The following is a 17,122-nucleotide window of genomic DNA, read 5'->3' as shown; positions in this document are numbered from 1 at the left end:
CACTGATGGATGCGCTGACTCCGATGCACAATCCCCCGCACCCGGGCGAGTTCATTGCCGGTGTCTACCTCGAGCCCTTTGGTGTGACCGGACGAGCGCTCGCAAATCACCTCGGCGTCGCGCCGTCGACGCTGAGCCGCGTCCTCAACGGCAGCAACCGAGTGAGCCCAGAGATGGCGCTCCGCCTGTCGAAGGCGCTCGGCCGCAGCGCCGAAAGCTGGCTTGCCATGCAGGACGCGCACGATCTGTGGGTCGCGCGCCAGAGCCTCGACCTGGAACGCATCGAGCCGCTGGGCCTGGGGGCCGCGTAGCCTCTCCGGCTCGACACGGGTCGGCTTGCCCAGAATGGTTTGCTCAACTTCCCAACTGTGAGTTGTTGTCTTCCTGAATCGCATCGTAGAGAATGCATGCAACACCCTCTACCCAGTCGTAGTCCAGGCGCACCCCAAGCCAGTCGAGACCGACCGCATCAATGCGAAGGGTCCACAAATCTCCGACCTCAATGAGGCGTGGAGGGTCGCCTACAGTGTCCCTGCGTTTGTCAGTTTGAAGAGCGTATTCGTCAAAGTGCATCGTGACATTGCGAAGTTTAGCGAGGCCTTGTGTCGCCGAATCGAAACTGCCCAGTGCGGCGGCAACGTTTTCGGATGAGCCTTGAATCTGTAGCGACATTTGAGCGGCGATGCGCAGCCGCCAAAGCACCAAGATGAGCGCCGAGGCGTCAACGAGTTGTTTGCCAACGCCTTGATGACCGTCAATGTATGACTCCCTCAACCGAGAGACCTGCATCTGGACGCCGAGGTGGGACTGCCAGGCGAGGTAGGTCGATGCCTCGCGGGACTCGCCATTGGACGTCACGTCGATGCCTCCCGTTCATGCGGGTTCTTGATTCCAATTCAGCCGCAGTCTCGCACGATCTTCTGCGCCCTGCATCCGTCACCCTGGCCGGTCAGCTGCCACTGCCATTGTCGTCCCGCTCTGAACCCGGCACGGGGTGGATTGGCGGTAGGCATGGTTGCCCGCTTGGTTCGCGCCACTCAGTAGAGCCCGACTCCGCGGAGACGCGCACCTGGCAGCTCCTCGAGCATCCTCAACGCGAGCGGTCGATCGTTCTCGTTCGCCTGCGCGAGCGTGCGCTCGTCGTGATCGAGATCTGCAAGGAATCCGAAGTGCACGCGCAATGCCTCGCTCAGTTCAGTTGCGGTAGGGACCGGCACCGCGAGCGCACCGATGTCCTCGGCGTCAAACTCATCGCCGCCACGGTCTCGTAACCAGCGCGCGGAATCGAAGTCAGGACCCTCATGGCCCGGCTTCCAGAAGGTGTTGCCCGCATGGACACCGTTCGCGTCGACCCAGATCTTCAGCACCGCCAACCTCCGCACCAAGTCCAGGTCGAGGCCGCCGGTGATATGCGAGTTGGTCATGATCCACCGGAGGTCGTACATGTCGCGGGCGGGCGTCGCCCGGTTGAGTCGCGCGATTTTCTCGGCGAGATTCTCCTCCAAACTGACGATCTGGATCTCAGGTAGAGGTGGATCCCCGTACTGGGCATGCACCGGCAGCGGCTGCCAGCCTCGACGCACGGGCGGCAACCATGGAGGTGGGTTGAGGTCTAACTTGCTGAAGAGGGCGTCAGTGGCGTCTCCGTAGTCGTGAGCGAAGGTGAGCGCCCACTTGCCCCGCCGCTCGGCAACGCCGTACCGGAACGGACCGATCGAGACCCCATCAATCGCGGCGATGAGGTCGACCAATACATCCTCGGGATCGGCGCCAATCGCGAGGCTGGAGAAGTCAAGATCAAGCGAGAACCGCCCGGCATTGCCCGCGTAGAGCTTGCGGAGTGCAGTCCCACCCTTGAATGCCAGCGAATCGAGTGCACCCCGATTGTGCAGGTGCCGCAGGAGAAGATCCTGCGCGATGTCGACGATCGCCGCGTCCCGCCCCTGACCTCCCGCTCCTCGGGGCGTGTGCCGGGCGATGTGCCCGGGCGTGAGGCTGATCGCGGTCACGTACTTGCCTCCAAGGTGCGGGGATCGAAGGGCAGCAGAGTGTCGGCGATCTGCCAGTACGCGTCATGCCTCTTCAGCGAAGCCCGGCGGCCGAACCACACCTTCCCCTTTGATGTCGCACGCGCATGGAGGGAAGTCGCGATGTCCGGACGAAGTCCTTGCAGAAGGTAACCCGTCCGAGTGGTGATGCTCGCGGAGCGGCCCTCAAGTTCCCGACTCAGTGCATCCGACCGCATCATGCCCGCGAGCTCAGGTAGCCACTCGAGCACGCTTGCCCACGAGCGCACATCAGCCGGCCGCGTGGCCATGTGGACCACGACGCTTTCCGGGGCGAGGACGGGCGCGCCACGAACGACCACATAGTCGAGGCGAGGGTCAAAGGCCGACGGCGCGAGCGTCGATGGCAGCTGACGGGCCAGATCCGCAGTGGCGGCTGCCACCTCTAGCCGCGACGGCACCCTGTCGGCAACTCCATGCGCCCAGGCCGCAGCCTGGAACGTGAGCGCGCATCGCGCACCAGGCCTGCTGGCCAGGAAGGCGCGGAGCGGCATCACTGGATCGCTGAGCGAGAAGGCCCCCGCAACGGCCGCCGGTGCGAACTCCCACACCCCGCGGCGGCCGGTTGAGAGAAGCCATCCGCGGTCACGGAGCCGGGCGGCGACAACCTTGGGTGGAGTCAGCACACCGTGGCGATGGACGAGTTCCGCAAGATGATCGCTGGTCACGAGCGTGGGTTGTTCCAGCTCGAGATCCCCCATGATCCCCGCCAGTGAGGGAGGAATGGTGCGTGTCATCGCCTGCCCCTAGGTATCAGTAACGGTAACTTATGCCGCCATTCTGACACCACCCTGCGTTAGTGTCAACAAGACGGTACAGGTAACGCCAATAGTTACCGATGGCCGCTCTCTGACACTACGTCTCAGCCGCTGTCTGCGCCCGCCAGCACGCAAGAGGGAGCGCCAGAGGTCACGAAGTGAAGGAGCACTCGCACAACACGTTGAACTCCACGACCTGATCGCCGAGGTCAGGACGCGCCCACGCCTCCGCCTCTGTGCGCGAGGCAAACTGGCGGCCCGCGAGGCGGCCGTTGGCCATAAGCACGCCTACTTCGATCGCCTCGCGCGGGTCGTCGTCGATCCCGACCGCCGCGGGGGCTGAATCCTGCTCAACTCGGTTACTCACCATGACTGTGGAACACCTTCGCGCCGCGAGATCATCCGCCCGCGAACGGCGGCATGACGTCCACCGTCGCGCCCTCGGCGAGCACGTGGGCATCGTCTCTACGCACCCCGCCCTCCAGCACGGCGCACTGACGAATCACGGGGCCAGCGGTGTCACTCGCGGCCCCGAGCACCTCGCGAAGTCCGGCGACGTCGCTCGCCTCGACCGTCACCTCGTTGGCCCCCACGGCCTCGGCCGCGGCGGCAAACATCCTGGCAGTGACGCTCATGCATCCGCCTGCGGCCAGTTGAGCGCCAGCGCCGACGCCTTGGCGTTGGCCTCCTCGACGCCAGGCATGCCGGTGCCTGCAGCGCCTGCCGCGTAGCCCACGAGGAAGGTGGCCAAGGGTGCCGCGGGGCGCATGACGGAGTGCGCGGCGTCTCGCGCCACATCCAGCAGGGCCTGCGTGTCGAGGCCCGTCACGTCGATGTCGAGCTGCTCGCTCAGTGCCGTCACCCATGCCTCGAGTTGATCCTGCTTCATGACAGTTTCCCTTCCCAGTAGGCCACGTCCTCCCAAGTATCCACGTCGCGGGAGGCGTCGTGAACGTCGGGCACGGCGATCATGGCGAGGCCCTCCGTGACTCGCCGCAGCGAGGCACCCGGCGCCGCGTGCGAGACGCAACGGTTGGTGATCGCGTCCCGCCGGTACACGGCCACGAGCGGCTGCGCCGTGCCCGACCCGTCGACCAGCCACGCGCCATCAGGATTGTCGGCGCCACCGGCGCCCGCCACGTCAGCCACGCCCCCAGCGTCGTCGAGCATCCTCGCGAGCAGTATCGCCGCCGCAGCGCTCGCGCGTGGAGTGTCGGTGCCGAGCACCAGCACGAGCGGCGACGGGTCGCCCTCGGCGTCCAGCGCGTTCAGCCCGGCCGCGAGACCGGCAGCGGGCCCGGACCCCGGCGGGTCCTCGCACGCCCACAGTGCGTCGTCCCTCCTGAGGTGCTCTCCCCCCACAATCACGACGCTGGACGCGCCCTCGCACGCGTCCAGGGTGCGCTCCAACAGCGTCCGGCCGGCGATCACCAACTCCGGCTTTGACACTCCAGACAGCCGCGTCCCCGCGCCGCCCGCAACAACAATCGCGGCGAACGAGACGTCGGGGCTCACTGCTTCAGGGCTCACGACCCGGCGCTATCTTCCCTGCGCCATGGCCCGGACTTGCCGCCGTCCTTGGCGACCAGGCGAACGTCGCGCAGGCTGGTGGCCTTGTCGAGTCCCTTCACCATGTCGATGACGTTGAGCGCGGCAATGCTCACCGCAGTGAGCGCCTCCATCTCCACGCCGGTGCGGTCGGCCGTGCTGACGGTGGCGCGTATCGCCACACCAAGGTCCGTGACCTCCAGGTCCACCGTCACGCCGTGGACGCCGATCACGTGCGCGAGCGGAAGCAGTTCAGGCGTGCGCTTCGCCCCCGCGATCCCGGCGATGCGGGCCACGGCGAGCACGTCGCCCTTGGGCACCGAGCCGTCCCTCAGAGCCTCCACCACTTGCGGGGCGCACTCGACGAAACCCTCCGCGACGGCGCGGCGCACCGTCGGCTGCTTCTGCGTCACGTCGACCATGCGGGCATGGCCGGCATCGTCAAGATGCGCGAACTCGCTCATCCGGAAAACCTCCTGAACTCGAGGCTATCGCCAACGCGCACGTCCGTGACGTCGGCGGGAACCCTCGCCAGCCCGTCGGCCAGCGCGAGTCGCGCCATCAAGTGAGAGCCAGCCCCAAGACCGGTCGCTGGCGCCACCGAGCCTGCCTCCCAGCGCACCGGCATGAACTGCTCCCGACCCGCGGGGCTCGACCACGCAGCCCCCGCAGTCGTCACCGACCATGCGAGCGGCTGCGGCAGCCCGCGCATCGCGCGCATCACCGGCAGCACGAACAGCTCGAAGGACACGGCCACCGAGACGGGGTTTCCTGGCAGGCACAGCAGCGGCATGCCGTCGACGCTGCCGAGGCCCTGTGGCTTGCCCGGCTGCATCGCGACCGTCATGAACTCCGCCCCGCGGCCCGCGAGCGCCGCTTTGATGACGTCGTAGGCGCCGACGCTCACGCCGCCGGTGGTGACGATGAGGTCCACGTCGTCGCGCCTGATCGCGGCCACCACGTCGTCGACCCTGTCGCCCACGGGTCCCAGTAGCACAGGAATGCCGCCGGCGCGCCGCACCGCGCCGTCGAGCAGCACCGAGTTGGACTCATAGATCTGGCCGGGCGCGGGCGTGGCGCCCAGCGGCGCGAGCTCGTCGCCGGTGGACAGGATGCCCACGCGCGGGCTGCGAAACACCGCCACTCGCGCGGCCCCCACCGCGGCCGCCGCCGCGAGGTGACGGGCGGACAGCTCGACGCCGCTGCCGATGACCTCGTCCCCGATGCGCGCATCCTCCGCGCGCCTGCGCACGTGCGCGCCCTCGCTGCGCACCTCCCGAATGGTCACGGCCCGCTCATCAGCAGACGTCACTTCAAGGGGAACCACGGTGTCGGCGCCAGCCGGCATCGGCGCCCCCGTCATGATGCGGATGGCGCGGCCGGGCACGAGCGTCTCGGCGAACGGCACGCCCGCGCGGGACTCCCCCATGAGCGCGAGCGCGACGGGCGCGTCGGCGGTGGCGGAGCGAACGTCGGCCCAGCGCACCGCAAACCCGTCCATCGCGGAGTTGTCAAAGGGAGGCGAGTCGGCGTGGGCCCGGATCGCGGCAGCGGTGACGTGGCCCAGTGCATGCCGCAGGTCCAACTCGACGGGAACGGGATCGGGGGCGAGCGAGAGCGCGGCCAGCGCGTGTTCGTCGGTTGTGCGCATCTCTACTCCCCTGTCGCGTCGGCACGACGCACGTCAAGGTCCCGCCAACGGCCCTCGCGGGCGTCGATCACGGACAACACGCCCACAAGTGGCACGCCGACGCCGGTGACGAGTTTGACGGCCTCCGTGGCCATCGCGGTGCCCACCTGGCCGCACAGCGTCCCCAGCACTCCCCCAGCGTCGCAGACCCCAAAGTCCGGCGGGGGCTCGACAGGAAAGATGTCGCGCAACCCCACGGAGCCGTCGAAGACGGTGACCTGACCGAACCAGCCCTGCACGGCGCCCCACGCGACGGGCACGCCCAAAGCGGCGGCGGCGTCGGCGACGGTGAGGCGCGAGGCGAAGGTGTCGGTGGAGTCGACGATGACGTTGTGGCCGACCAGCGCCTCCACCGCGTTCTCAGGGGTGAGCCGCGACTGCACGGCGGCAACGCTCACGCCGGGAGCGAGCCTCCCGAGCGCCGCGGCGGCTGCGTCAACCTTGGCGCGACCCACGTCGGCGGGGGCGAACAGGATCTGGCGGTGCAAATTGGAGTCCGCCACGGTGTCAGAGTCGATGAGGGTCAGGTGCCCCACACCGGCGGCCGCCAGGTACAGCGCGACGGGGCAGCCGAGCCCCCCCTGGCCCACGATCGCGACCCGCGCGTCCGTCAGTGAGCGCTGTCCCTGGTCGCCGAACCCGGGAAGGACGCGCTGTCTGAGGTAGGGGTCAGTGTTGTCCATGGGTGAGGGCACCGTAACGCTCAGCGACGATGCTCACCAAGTCGGGATGCGGAGCGAGGGGCGCAGTCACGTAGTCGGCGCCAGCCTCGCCCAGCCGCTTCTGGAACACCCCAGGCGCCAAGAGGAAGGACGCCACTGCCACGACGCCATCCTCGCCGTACTCATGCGCCTGCGCCACGGCATCGGCGACGGAAGGCTCATGGCCGGCGGCAAAGCCCACGCGCACCGGCCCGCCCCACGCGCCACGCAGCAACTCCGCGGCGGCCTCCGTGTCGGCCTGAGCACGCGGGTCGGAGGATCCCGCGGCCGCGAGTACCAGGGTCGCGTCGGCTGGGACATGCGCCTCACGCAGGCGATCAAGGACGATGTCGACCAGGCGAGTATCTGGCCCCAGTGCGTCGGCACTCACCACGTCAGGACGTGACGCCACGGCCTTCGCAATGTCGTGGTAGGCGTGATAGCCGTCGGCCAGTGGCAGCGGCACGACAACGGCGGCAAGCCCTTCCCCGCTCGCGGGAATCTCCGCGATGACGTCGTCAAGGAACGGCCCCTGCACATCGAAGTACGCCTCCCTGACGTCGACACCCGGCATGGCAACGCGGACGTCCGCGAGAATCTGACGCACCACTGCCTGGCCTTCGGCGGATGCGGTCCCATGGGCGCAGCCGATGAGAATCGGGGACGTCGTCATGCCACACTCACCGCCGATGCGCAGCCGCGCTTCACCACGGTGCGCTTAAGCGCCAGGACGCTGCCGTTCAAGACCGCCGTGGTGCTACCCAAGACGAGCGGCCCGTCTGGCGGCGGCACTCCGACCACCGAATCGCTGAAGTGCTTCACAAGTTCCCGCACTACCGCATCGGCGCCTGCTGCGGTGACGGCCTCCTCAAGCCCGTCAGAGCCGTCGCCGTGGTGCTGCACGGCGACGCGCAGACCCTCGACCCCAAGATGGGCCACCGTCGACCGTGCGGGCGCGTGCCAGACGGTGGCACCACGCCTTGCGAGCGTGGCACCGAGCTCGCGCTTGCGACGGTCAGCGGTGATCACGATCACGCAGCCAGCGAGCGGTTCTCCGATGGATCTCATGGCACCCCCTCTTCTTAGCGTGCGGCGGCAGGTTCCGAGGCCAACAAGCCGGGATGGGCGACTTGTCCTATGACGATAATCGCCGGAGATTTCACCACTGTTTCCTCGGCGATACGAACAATCGTGGGCACCGTGCCACGCGTGATGCGCTCGTGGGAGGTGGTGCCCTTTTCGATGATGGCCACAGGGATGTCGGCCGGGACAGCCCCGTCCACGGCGGGTGCTGACGCCACCCGCCCCCGCGACCACCACACGGCGTCCGTCGCCAGCCAACCCCAGGCCAGCCACCTTCAGACTGGCAGGCGATTCAATTTGCGGGCGGACGTTGGGTCGCGGGTGTCGCGCGGGACCTGGCGATCAGCGGCGAGGTCACCCGCATCGGCCACACCCGACGGGCCGACGGGCCAGCGACGGCAACCGGTCCGCCAACACAGGGCCTGCGCATGCCAAAGCCGCTGACGACCGGTGTCCTCACGTTTTCCGGTTACCCGGGAAGCGGGCCCACAGCGCCTTCGGACGTCGGAGGTGCACAGGTCGCGGACCGGAGGAGGTCGCCCAGCTCGGCGCGTACGCGGGCAGTTGCGTCCGACCGAGTTGTGTCCTCGGGAACGTCCAGCCATCGGGTGGCGATCGTCACGACGGGCCGGTTCCACGGCAGCCGCAGCGCGGGCAGGCGGCGGTCGGGTGGCCATGCGGTGTCGGTTCCGGTGAGCGCGACGAGCAGGATGTGCGGACGGAACCGTGACGCGAGCACACCGACGCCGGGCTTGAACCGGCCGAGGCCGTCCGGACGTTGCGCGTCGGTGACGATGCGTCCTTCCGGAGCGATCGCGACCGCACCCCCGCCACGAAGGACCTCACCTGCCGCATCGAAGGTCGCAGCCGGGCTGTGGCGGACGCCCGCGGGGATCGCGCCCAGCAGGCGCAGGCCGGGCCCGGCGAGGGGGCGTTCGAAGAAGTCGGCGCGGCTCAGCACGGCGGGTGAGAGCCGCCAGTGGCGGCAGGCGACCGCTGCGACCGGGAAGTCGATGGGACTGCGATGGTTGAGGACGACGAGAGTGCCACGTCCGCCACCGCGCCCGCCGCCTGGGCCAGTGACGCTGACTTTGGCAACAAAGAGGAGGGTCGTTCGCACGGCGGTCGTGAACGCGAGGTTGGCTGCGCGCTGGGTGAGAGCGCGGGTCGTTGTCCCTCGTCTGCGTCCCGAACTCATCGGGGCCGCCAGCACGATCGGTGCGCTGGGTGGGGCAGGCGCCGGTCGAGCATTCCGACCGTTTGGGCGCGGGTGTGGGTCGAGGTCGGGGTCGTGTCCGGCTGGGGCCGACCTGTGGGGTTCACGTCGTCGATCGTCGGACCGACGTCGGCGATCAGGTCTTTGCTCCTGCCGGTGATGAACGGGTTTCCCCGCGAGCCCAGCCGGGCCAGGTCCCCGGTGTGCAGCGAGCCGTCGCGAAGGGCTTCGATAGTTCTTCCCGGGTCGTTGCGGCAGCCGCGGAAGCCGGTGAGCGCGACGTAGGGCCGGTTGACGGTGATGCGCGCGGGGGTCGCGGTCGAGCCGCAGCCTTCGAGGACGTCCAGTCCAGCCCCCGGAAGAGGTGGCCGACGGGTTGGCGCAGAGCCGACCCGCCGACGATGACCTGGCGCAGTGCACCGCCGAACGGGCGCCGCACGTGTCGATACACGAGGGCGTCGGCACAGCCGTGGAGCAGCGCGTCCCAGCGGCTGGGGCCCTCGTGGGTCTAGATCGCCCGCAAGGGGGCGATGCCCATATCGGTGGCCCCAAAGGAAGACGGTGTGACGCCAGCAGCTACCGGAGGCATCCTCGGCGACGGCGAGGATCCACTCCAGGATCCGGGGCACCACCACCAGGGATGTCGGACCGAAGGTGCCCCGGCCGCGAGTGAGGGTGGCGGGTGAGCCTTGCCCGATGGTGGTGTGCGAGGCGACATCGGTCCCGGCATCGGGCACCGAATGGATCCAGCTGGTCATCGTTGCCCAACTGCGGCGGCACGGTCGTCGGTCTGCCAGACAGCCAGCGCCGCCTGGGCGGTCTGGTAACCGCGCTCGATCATGCCCGGGACGTCGGCCGTGGTCCACGAGGAGCACGCCTCGTCGTCGATCACGATCAGCAGATCCGCCTGCTGCCCGTGTGCCGGATGGTCCTTACGAGACTCCAGCCAGCGTCGCCACAGGGGGTCGTCGCCGAGACGCACGGCGATCACGTCGTCCGCGCCCAGGTGATGCGCCCCCCAGATCGGCAGCCCCGACAGGACCCCGCCGTCGATGCAGGAGACGCCGTCGACTTTGACCGGCGGGAAGAGACCGGGGACGGCGCTGCTGGCTCTGACGGCGTCCACCAAGGAGCCAGTGGTGACCAGACGCGGCGTCGGTGAGACGAGTTCGGTGACGACCGCCCCGAACCGGATGGGTAAGTCCTCGATGCGCACGTCCCCGAGCCAGTCCTCCAAGTTGCGGGCCAGGGGCGTGGTGTCCATTAGACCTAGACGTGGAGTCAGGCTCGGGACGCCGAAATCGCGGAACTGCGCTTCACGGACGCGGTCGATGATCTCCTCCGCCGAGACCCCCGCCGCCCACGCGCCGCCGATGAGGGCCCCCGCGCTGGATCCGGTGAGCACGGACACCTCAATGCCGGCCTCTTCGATGGCGCGCAGCACTCCGGCGTGCGCGGCACCACGCGCGGCCCCGCTGGACAGTGCCAGGCCGACAGACCCGTGCCCGACGCGCGACCGCCGCTGAGGTTCCGATATCGACAGCACTCCCCCCAAGACTTCGGCGTGGGGAGCACGTGGTTGGCGTGCCCAAGGCGCCCCGACAGCCGAAGAGCAGGAGGGTGTCATAACTGAGAGCGTACTATCATTTCGTTCGTTGCTGTCACCTACGAGACATGGCCCCGGCCCACGGGCCCGTGCCTGGCGACACGAAACCGCGGGAAGATTGGTCAATGACGTCAAGACGCTTTCCGCGAACCCCGGCCCGAAGAGCCGACGCCACCTCCAACGCCGCCCGGATCGTCGCCGCCGCGCGCCGCGTATTCGCCCGCGGGGACGGCCTGGGCTCGCTCGAGGAGATCGCCCGGGAGGCCGGCGTCGGGATCGCCACTCTCTACCGGCACTTCGCCCACCGAGAAGCCCTCGCATCGGCCGTGTACACCCAGCTCTTCGAAGACGAGTTCGCCCCCGCCCTGGAGCTGGCACGAAACAACCCCAGCCCCGTCCACGGTCTGCGGGCCGCGGCCGAGCGGTTGTCCGTCGTGATGTCGCACGAGCTCGGGCTCATCGCCTCGAGCGGGAACTTTGCAGCGATGACCGACGAGATGCTCCGGCGGTTCACCATGCCGCTCCAGGAGATCCTGCTCAAGGCGCAGGACGCTGGCGAGGTGCGCCGCGACCTCACCGCGGAGGACGTCCCGCGACTCCTGGTGATGGTGGTCGCCGGGCTGGCCATCCCGGGCATCTCGCCGGAAGACTTCCGCCGGTACATCGGCGTCGTCTTCGACGGGCTCCGCCCACCGCAGACCTCGCCCTAGGAGACCGCTGAGCAAAGTGGCCGTCGCGGATGCCGACGGTAGTGGTTGTAGTTGCCGTGGCATCAGTCCGGCACGACGGTCTGGGTCTGGCGGGTGGTGGGGTACTCGTGCCGTGACGACACCTCCCACTTTCGGCAGGAGCGGAACGCTTCGGGAGCGGCGTTGACGAAGCACGACCCGTCAGCGCCGTCATCCATCCCGCAGGCAATTCACAGCGGAGATGATCGTCGGGGTGGCCACCAACATCGCGGCCAACGACTAGTATGATTTTGGCGAGGCGACGAGGTCTAGCAAGGGCTCGCGCCTTGACCCGGTCATAGCAATGGAGCTAAGGAGAAGTTATGGGAAACCGAATCGCTAGCAAGGTCGCCATCGTCACAGGTGGCGGCAGTGGAATGGGCCGCGCGCACGTCCTGCGCATGGCCGCTGAGGGAGCCTCGGTGGTCGCCACGGACGTGAATCTCGCCGCCGTCCAAGACACGGTCGCCGAAGCGGTCGCCGCAGGTGGCACCGCGATCGCGCTCGAACAGGACGTGACCGACAGCGCCCGCTGGAACGAGGTTGTGGCGGAAGCCGAAAAGGCGTTCGGCAAGATAGACATCCTGGTCAACAACGCTGGCATCCTCATCCTCAAGCCGGTGGACGAGACGACCGAGGAGGACTGGGACCTGATCTTCCGGATCAACGTCCGATCTGTCTTCCTCGGGACGAAGGCCGTGGTGCCGGCCCTCGAGCGTGCCGGGGGCGGCTCGATTGTGAACATCTCCTCCATCTACGGCCTGGTCGGCGCCCCGAGCGCTGCGGCGTACCAGGCGTCGAAGGGCGCCGTCCGCCTCCTCACCAAGGCCAGCGCTGTTGATCTCGCGAAGTACAAGATTCGGGTCAACTCGGTCCACCCCGGCGTGATCGCCACCGCGATGACGAAGGATCTCCTGACCGACCCCGAGGCGACGAAAGCGCTCCTGGGGACCACCATCCTCGAGCGGCCCGCGCAGCCGGAGGAGGTCAGCAACGTGGTGCTGTTCCTCGCCTCCGACGAGGCGTCGTTCGTCACCGGCGCCGAGTACGTGGTCGACGGCGGCTACACCGCGCAGTGACCGTCGAGCCGGGACCGGCCCATTTGACCGGCCGGTCCCGGCTCTGCGTCACGGGAACGTGCCCCACCAGGCTGATCCAGACGAATATCTGAACTCCCGAGGGGCAGTTGTGGTGTCCTGTGGCAGCGGCGAGGGGCAACAGTTGCTCGACCGGTTCGGAAGCGACATTGACACCGCCGCCAAGATCCTCACCGTCGGCGGCGACAACCCCGAACGCCTCCGCCCCGAAGCCGTATTCGCGAAACTCACCGGCATCAGTCCCGTCCCGACCGGCTCAGGGAAAGCCAGTGGACGCCACCGGACCAACCGCGGAGGCCACCGCCAACTCAACGCCGCAATCTACCGCACCGTGATTCCCCGTATGCACTTCCACGCACCCACCCGCGCCTACCTAGAACGCCGCACCGCCGAAGACCTCACCAAACGCGAGACCTGGGCGGCCTAGGGGATGTTTCGCACGCAGGCGGCGCGAGTGAATCGTGTGCGCTGCTTTTGGCTTACGGAGGCGATCCACGCACGTGAGAGGGTTGACGGGACCTTCGTCCTGAGAGTAAGAAACCCTCTCTACCAGGCTCTTTGCCGCGCTAGGGGCGCCACGATCCCACGGCGTCGACCACTCGGCGTGTGACGCGCTCCTCATGCGCGACCGAGACGAACCATGGCTCAAACGCACTCGGGGGCAGTGCGACCCCTGCGGCGCGCATGTGGTGGAACAGTGAAGAGTAGGCGGAGGTGTCCTGCGCGACCACCTGTTCAAACGTCGTCGGCGGCGCTTCTAGCCCGAGGAAGAACGAGAACAGCGTGCCTGCCCGCCCTACCGCGCACGTCACTCCGGAGGCCGCGAGCGCCTCGCTCACGCCCTCGCGCACCGCGTCCGCCGCGCGCGCGAGTCGCGCGTAGGCGTCGGCGTCCATCACCTCGAACGTTGCGAGCCCTGCCGCGACCGCAACGGGGTTCCCCGATAGCGTTCCCGCTTGGTACACGGGTCCCGCTGGCGCGAGCATGTCCATGAGATCCGCGCGTCCTGCCACGGCGGCCACCGGGAGCCCGCCGCCGATGACCTTGCCGTACGTGATGAGATCAGGTTCCCATGGGCGCTCGCCGCTCAAGAGGGCCGCGTCGCGTTCGATTCCCCACCATCCGTGCGGGCCTGCACGGAAGCCCGTCAGCACCTCGTCGAGGATGAACACGGCGCCCTCGCCGCGCGCAAGCGACGCGATCAGCGCGTTGAAACCATCAGGCGGGCGTACCACTCCCATGTTGGCCGGCGCCGCCTCCGTGATAACGGCGGCGATCGTCTGGCCGTGCTCGGCAAAGGCCGCCGTCAGGGCGTCGGCGTCGCCATACGGAACGACGATCGTGTCCGCCGCCGTCGTCGCCGTCACGCCCGCGCTATCGGGCACGCCGGCCGTGGCCAGGCCGGAGCCGGCGGCCACGAGGAAGGGGTCTGCATGACCGTGGTAGCAGCCAGCGAACTTGATCACCTTGTCGCGACCCGTCGCCGCGCGCGCGATGCGCAGTGCCGTCATGGTGGCCTCTGTGCCGGTGGAGACAAGGCGCACCCTGGCGGCGGGGGCGATGCGGCTCCTGATGGCCTCCGCGAGCTCCACCTCCGCCTCGGTGGTGGCGCCAAAGCTCAGCCCCCGCCTGGCGGCCTTCGTGACGGCCGCGACTACATGCGGGTGCGCGTGGCCCGCGATCGCGGCGCCCCACGAGCCCACGAGGTCGACGCGCGTGCGGCCGGCCGCGTCCGTGATGGTGGCGCCCCTGGCCGACGTGATGGGGAGCGGATTGCCTCCCACCCCATTCCAGGCGCGCACGGGACTGTTGACGCCACCGGGAAGCACATCCCCCGCGCGCGCATGCCAGTCCCGCGCCCCCTTGTCCGTGCGTAGCGTCGCCGCTTTCATAGCGCGCGCAAGACCATGGCGATCGGGCCTCATGATTCCTCCCCTAGCCACCGCGCCAAATCCAGCGCAGCATAGGTGAGCACGATGTCGGCGCCTGCTCTCACCATCGAGGTCAGCGCCTCGAGGTGGGCCGCCTTGCGGTCTATCCACCCGTTCGCGGCGGCCGCCTCGATCTGGGCGTACTCCCCTGAGACGTGATATGCGGCGACGGGCACCTGCGAGACGGCAGCGACGGCCGCCATCACGTCGAGATACGGCAGCGCAGGCTTGATCATCACGATGTCGGCGCCTTGCGCGAGGTCCAGCGTCGCCTCCCGCACCCCCTCGCGGGCGTTGCCTGGGTCCATTTGGTAGGTTCGGCGGTCGCCTTCGAGGGCCGACTCCACCGCATCCCTGAAGGGCCCGTAGAACGCCGACGCGTACTTGGCTGAGTACGCCAGCACCACCACATCGTGACGTCCCGCGCGCTCGAGCGCGCCCCGTACCGCTGCCACTTGGCCGTCCATCATGCCGCTCAGTCCCAGCACGTCGGCACCCGCGTCCGCCTGTGCGACGGCCATCCGCTCGTACACGGCCAGCGTGGCGTCGTTGTCGACCCGGCCGCGTGAGTCGAGCACGCCGCAGTGTCCGTGCGACGTGAACTCGTCGAGGCACAGGTCCGCCATGATGACGATGCGTCCTTGGGCGGCGTCGACCGCCTCGCGAATCGCCGCGTTGAGGATTCCGTCCGCTGCGCACGCGGCCGTCCCCTGCTCGTCGCGCACCTCGGGAACGGCGAAGAGCATGATGCCGCTGATGCCGGCGTTGACGGCCTGCTCGACCACCGTGGGCACGTCGCCAAGTGGCAGCTGGGAGACTCCCGGCAAGGACGCAATGGGCTTCGCGGCGGCGAGTCCCTCTCTCACAAAGACGGGGAGCACCAATTGGGAGGCGCGCGGCTGGGTCTCCCGCACCAGCCGACGCATGGCCGCCGTAGACCGCAACCGCCGAGGTCGTTCCATGTGGCCCGTCATGCGATGTCGCCCATCATGAGATGTCTCCCTCCATGGCGCGACGCAAGGCCGCGACCACTCCTTCATCGTCGGGGGTGCGTGCCACTGTCGTCACGTCGAGGCCCGCAGCCCGAGCGGCCGACGCGGTGGTCGCGCCGATCACGACCACGCTAACGCTGCGAGCCACCTGGGGGCATTGGGCGGCAAAGCGCCTGGCAACGGAACCCGACGTGAGGATGACGGCGTCCACGGCGCCGCTCCCGACGGCCTCGATGCCGCTCGCATCCAGCCCGGGGCCGTCGACCGTCCGGTACGCCTCGACGGTGTCCACGGCCCAACCCTTGCGGGCCAGTCCCCGCTTCAGCACGTCCCCCGCCAGGTTTCCCACGGGAACCAGGACTCGACCCTTTCCTTCGGGAAATTCCGCGACGAGTCCCGCGGCTGCTTGCTGTCGCGATGGACGGAGCGTCACCTTGAGACCAATCTGCATTGCGATCCTCGCCGTCGCGTTACCCACCACGGCAAGGCGCGACGGCGGCATCGGCACGGAAAGTGCGCGGCCCGTTCGTGACGCGACCGCATCCAATGCGCTCAGCGAGTTGCGGCTGGTGACGGCCATCCAGTCATAGTTGCCATCGCACCATCGCGACACGGCGGCCTCGAGAGCGGCCAACTCCACGGTGGCCGCAATCTCGATGAAGGCAACCTCTACCACCTGTGCGCCGAGCTCACGAAGCGTGTCCGCAAGGTCGCCTCGGCCCTCCGTCACGGGCACCACCACTCGGGCACCCGCGAGGAAGTTCGTCATGGGGCCGCCACGAGCCGAGCGGCCCCTCGCCCCAACAGCGCATGGGCGGCTGAGCGTCCCAGCGCAGCCGCATGAACCACCGGTCCGCGCGCCCACTCGTTGAGTTGGAGCTTTCCTTCCGCGTCGATGGCTCGCAGCCGCAGCGTCAGAACGCCGTCCTCGATCGAGGCATGCGCACCCACGGGCGCCGCGCAACCGGCATCGAGCACGCCGAGAGCCGCCCGCTCCGCGGTCACGGCCGCGCGCGTGTCCGCGTGGTCCAGGGCGGCAATCACGTCTGCCACACGGGGATCCAGGCTCCCGACGGTCTCGACGGCGAGCGCGCCCTGTCCCGGCGCTGGCAGCATGTCCTCGAACGAGAAGATGTGGCTGATCGCGTCGGCGCGCCCCACGCGCTTGAGCCCCGCAACCGCCAGCACCACCGCGTCGTACCGGTCGCCCACAGCGGCGAGCCGGGTGTCGACATTGCCCCGCAACGGTCCCACCTCAAGGTCGGGCCTCAGCGCCAGCAGTTGAGCGCTCCGCCGTGGCGAACCCGTGCCGACTCTCGCTGCGTTCGGCAGGTCGTCGAGGGCGACGCCCCCGGAACACAGCGCATCGCGAGAGTCCTCCCTCGGCGGCAGTGCCGCGAGAGTGATGCCGTCCTGAGGTGCGACGGGGATGTCCTTCAGCGAATGAACGATCAGGTCGCACTCCCCGTCGACCAGCGCCTGGCGCACCGCCGCCACGAACACGCCCGTCTGCGACAGACCGACGAGCGGCTCCGTGGAACGGTCCCCGCTCGTGGTGACGATGTGTAACTCGATGTTGAGGTCGATCCCGCGGTCTTGTGCGACGCGAGTGAGAGCATCGGCCAGGGTGCGTGCCTGAGCCGTGGCCAGCGCGCTGCCGCGGGTTCCAAGCCTCAGATCCATGCACACATGTTCCCACGCGCAGT

At 68.7% G+C, this 17,122-nt stretch carries 22 protein-coding genes; 4 read left to right on the top strand and 18 right to left on the bottom strand.

Annotated features, from left to right (window positions below):
• A partial coding sequence (locus QZZ29_RS08165) for a HigA family addiction module antitoxin (RefSeq protein ID WP_366479292.1) occupies positions 1-311 on the top strand: 311 nt, incomplete at its 5' end.
• Between the two features lie 43 nt (positions 312-354).
• Here QZZ29_RS08165 and QZZ29_RS08160 read toward each other — a convergent pair.
• The 14 genes from QZZ29_RS08160 to QZZ29_RS08095 form a co-directional block, all read right to left on the bottom strand.
• Positions 355-858: a hypothetical protein gene (locus QZZ29_RS08160; protein WP_291382492.1), complete on the bottom strand. Its 504-nt coding sequence runs from the start codon at positions 856-858 to the stop codon at positions 355-357.
• Positions 859-1,037: 179 nt separating this feature from the next.
• On the bottom strand, positions 1,038-2,009 hold the full coding sequence (locus QZZ29_RS08155) for a nucleotidyl transferase AbiEii/AbiGii toxin family protein (protein ID WP_291382491.1): 972 nt from the start codon (positions 2,007-2,009) through the stop codon (positions 1,038-1,040).
• A complete protein-coding gene (locus tag QZZ29_RS08150; protein WP_291382490.1) occupies positions 2,006-2,803 on the bottom strand; it encodes a type IV toxin-antitoxin system AbiEi family antitoxin in 798 nt (265 codons plus the stop codon). Before QZZ29_RS08150 ends, QZZ29_RS08155 begins: the two co-directional genes overlap by 4 nt.
• Before the next feature lie 172 nt (positions 2,804-2,975).
• Positions 2,976-3,194, bottom strand: coding sequence for a hypothetical protein (locus tag QZZ29_RS08145; RefSeq protein WP_291382489.1), 219 nt, complete (start codon positions 3,192-3,194; stop codon positions 2,976-2,978).
• 28 nt (positions 3,195-3,222) lie between these two features.
• On the bottom strand, positions 3,223-3,459 hold the full coding sequence (locus QZZ29_RS08140; protein WP_291382488.1) for a MoaD/ThiS family protein: 237 nt from the start codon (positions 3,457-3,459) through the stop codon (positions 3,223-3,225).
• Positions 3,456-3,713: a DUF6457 domain-containing protein gene (locus QZZ29_RS08135; protein WP_291382487.1), complete on the bottom strand. Its 258-nt coding sequence runs from the start codon at positions 3,711-3,713 to the stop codon at positions 3,456-3,458. The genes QZZ29_RS08140 and QZZ29_RS08135 overlap by 4 nt, the downstream gene beginning before the upstream one ends.
• The gene (locus tag QZZ29_RS08130; protein WP_291382486.1) at positions 3,710-4,354 is read right to left on the bottom strand and encodes an NTP transferase domain-containing protein; all 645 of its coding nucleotides are present in this window, start codon (positions 4,352-4,354) and stop codon (positions 3,710-3,712) included. Before QZZ29_RS08130 ends, QZZ29_RS08135 begins: the two co-directional genes overlap by 4 nt.
• Positions 4,351-4,836: a cyclic pyranopterin monophosphate synthase MoaC gene (gene moaC, locus QZZ29_RS08125; RefSeq protein ID WP_291382485.1), complete on the bottom strand. Its 486-nt coding sequence runs from the start codon at positions 4,834-4,836 to the stop codon at positions 4,351-4,353. The genes QZZ29_RS08130 and moaC overlap by 4 nt, the downstream gene beginning before the upstream one ends.
• Positions 4,833-6,023 (bottom strand): gephyrin-like molybdotransferase Glp, encoded by a 1,191-nt coding sequence (glp, locus tag QZZ29_RS08120; RefSeq protein ID WP_291382484.1) that lies wholly within the window; start codon positions 6,021-6,023, stop codon positions 4,833-4,835. The genes moaC and glp overlap by 4 nt, the downstream gene beginning before the upstream one ends.
• A gap of 2 nt (positions 6,024-6,025) precedes the next feature.
• Positions 6,026-6,745 (bottom strand): HesA/MoeB/ThiF family protein, encoded by a 720-nt coding sequence (locus QZZ29_RS08115; RefSeq protein ID WP_291382483.1) that lies wholly within the window; start codon positions 6,743-6,745, stop codon positions 6,026-6,028.
• Positions 6,732-7,436: a CbiX/SirB N-terminal domain-containing protein gene (locus tag QZZ29_RS08110; protein WP_291382482.1), complete on the bottom strand. Its 705-nt coding sequence runs from the start codon at positions 7,434-7,436 to the stop codon at positions 6,732-6,734. Before QZZ29_RS08110 ends, QZZ29_RS08115 begins: the two co-directional genes overlap by 14 nt.
• A complete protein-coding gene (locus QZZ29_RS12790) occupies positions 7,433-7,831 on the bottom strand; it encodes a hypothetical protein (RefSeq protein ID WP_366479286.1) in 399 nt (132 codons plus the stop codon). Before QZZ29_RS12790 ends, QZZ29_RS08110 begins: the two co-directional genes overlap by 4 nt.
• A 484-nt stretch (positions 7,832-8,315) precedes the next feature.
• Positions 8,316-8,966 carry a 1-acyl-sn-glycerol-3-phosphate acyltransferase gene (locus tag QZZ29_RS08100; protein ID WP_291382481.1) on the bottom strand — a complete coding sequence of 217 codons (651 nt, stop codon included), beginning with the start codon at positions 8,964-8,966 and terminating at the stop codon, positions 8,316-8,318.
• Between the two features lie 850 nt (positions 8,967-9,816).
• Positions 9,817-10,689 carry a patatin-like phospholipase family protein gene (locus tag QZZ29_RS08095; protein ID WP_291382480.1) on the bottom strand — a complete coding sequence of 291 codons (873 nt, stop codon included), beginning with the start codon at positions 10,687-10,689 and terminating at the stop codon, positions 9,817-9,819.
• Between the two features lie 104 nt (positions 10,690-10,793).
• Between QZZ29_RS08095 and QZZ29_RS08090 the strand changes: the two genes are divergently transcribed.
• The 3 genes from QZZ29_RS08090 to QZZ29_RS08080 all read left to right on the top strand — a co-directional run bounded on the left by QZZ29_RS08090 (position 10,794) and on the right by QZZ29_RS08080 (position 12,920).
• On the top strand, positions 10,794-11,378 hold the full coding sequence (locus QZZ29_RS08090; protein WP_291382479.1) for a TetR/AcrR family transcriptional regulator: 585 nt from the start codon (positions 10,794-10,796) through the stop codon (positions 11,376-11,378).
• Between the two features lie 341 nt (positions 11,379-11,719).
• Positions 11,720-12,475, top strand: a complete 756-nt coding sequence (locus QZZ29_RS08085) for a glucose 1-dehydrogenase (RefSeq protein ID WP_291382478.1) — start codon at positions 11,720-11,722, stop codon at positions 12,473-12,475.
• A 112-nt stretch (positions 12,476-12,587) separates the two neighbouring features.
• Positions 12,588-12,920 carry a transposase gene (locus tag QZZ29_RS08080; RefSeq protein WP_291382477.1) on the top strand — a complete coding sequence of 111 codons (333 nt, stop codon included), beginning with the start codon at positions 12,588-12,590 and terminating at the stop codon, positions 12,918-12,920.
• A gap of 139 nt (positions 12,921-13,059) precedes the next feature.
• Here the strand turns inward: QZZ29_RS08080 and QZZ29_RS08075 are convergent, their stop codons facing one another.
• From QZZ29_RS08075 to hemC, 4 genes are read right to left on the bottom strand one after another with little or no spacing between them, the layout of a single operon-like run.
• Positions 13,060-14,418 carry a glutamate-1-semialdehyde 2,1-aminomutase gene (locus tag QZZ29_RS08075; RefSeq protein WP_291382476.1) on the bottom strand — a complete coding sequence of 453 codons (1,359 nt, stop codon included), beginning with the start codon at positions 14,416-14,418 and terminating at the stop codon, positions 13,060-13,062.
• The gene (gene hemB, locus QZZ29_RS08070; RefSeq protein WP_291382475.1) at positions 14,415-15,386 is read right to left on the bottom strand and encodes a porphobilinogen synthase; all 972 of its coding nucleotides are present in this window, start codon (positions 15,384-15,386) and stop codon (positions 14,415-14,417) included. The genes QZZ29_RS08075 and hemB overlap by 4 nt, the downstream gene beginning before the upstream one ends.
• A gap of 25 nt (positions 15,387-15,411) precedes the next feature.
• The gene (locus QZZ29_RS08065; RefSeq protein WP_291382474.1) at positions 15,412-16,185 is read right to left on the bottom strand and encodes a uroporphyrinogen-III synthase; all 774 of its coding nucleotides are present in this window, start codon (positions 16,183-16,185) and stop codon (positions 15,412-15,414) included.
• Positions 16,182-17,099, bottom strand: coding sequence for a hydroxymethylbilane synthase (hemC, locus tag QZZ29_RS08060; RefSeq protein ID WP_291382473.1), 918 nt, complete (start codon positions 17,097-17,099; stop codon positions 16,182-16,184). Before hemC ends, QZZ29_RS08065 begins: the two co-directional genes overlap by 4 nt.
• Positions 17,100-17,122: the final 23 nt, after the last annotated feature.

It is taken from the genome of Demequina sp. (genome assembly GCF_016278765.1).
Taxonomy (GTDB): Bacteria; Actinomycetota; Actinomycetes; order Actinomycetales; family Demequinaceae; genus Demequina.
This window is presented reverse-complemented; position numbering and strand designations above follow the sequence as displayed.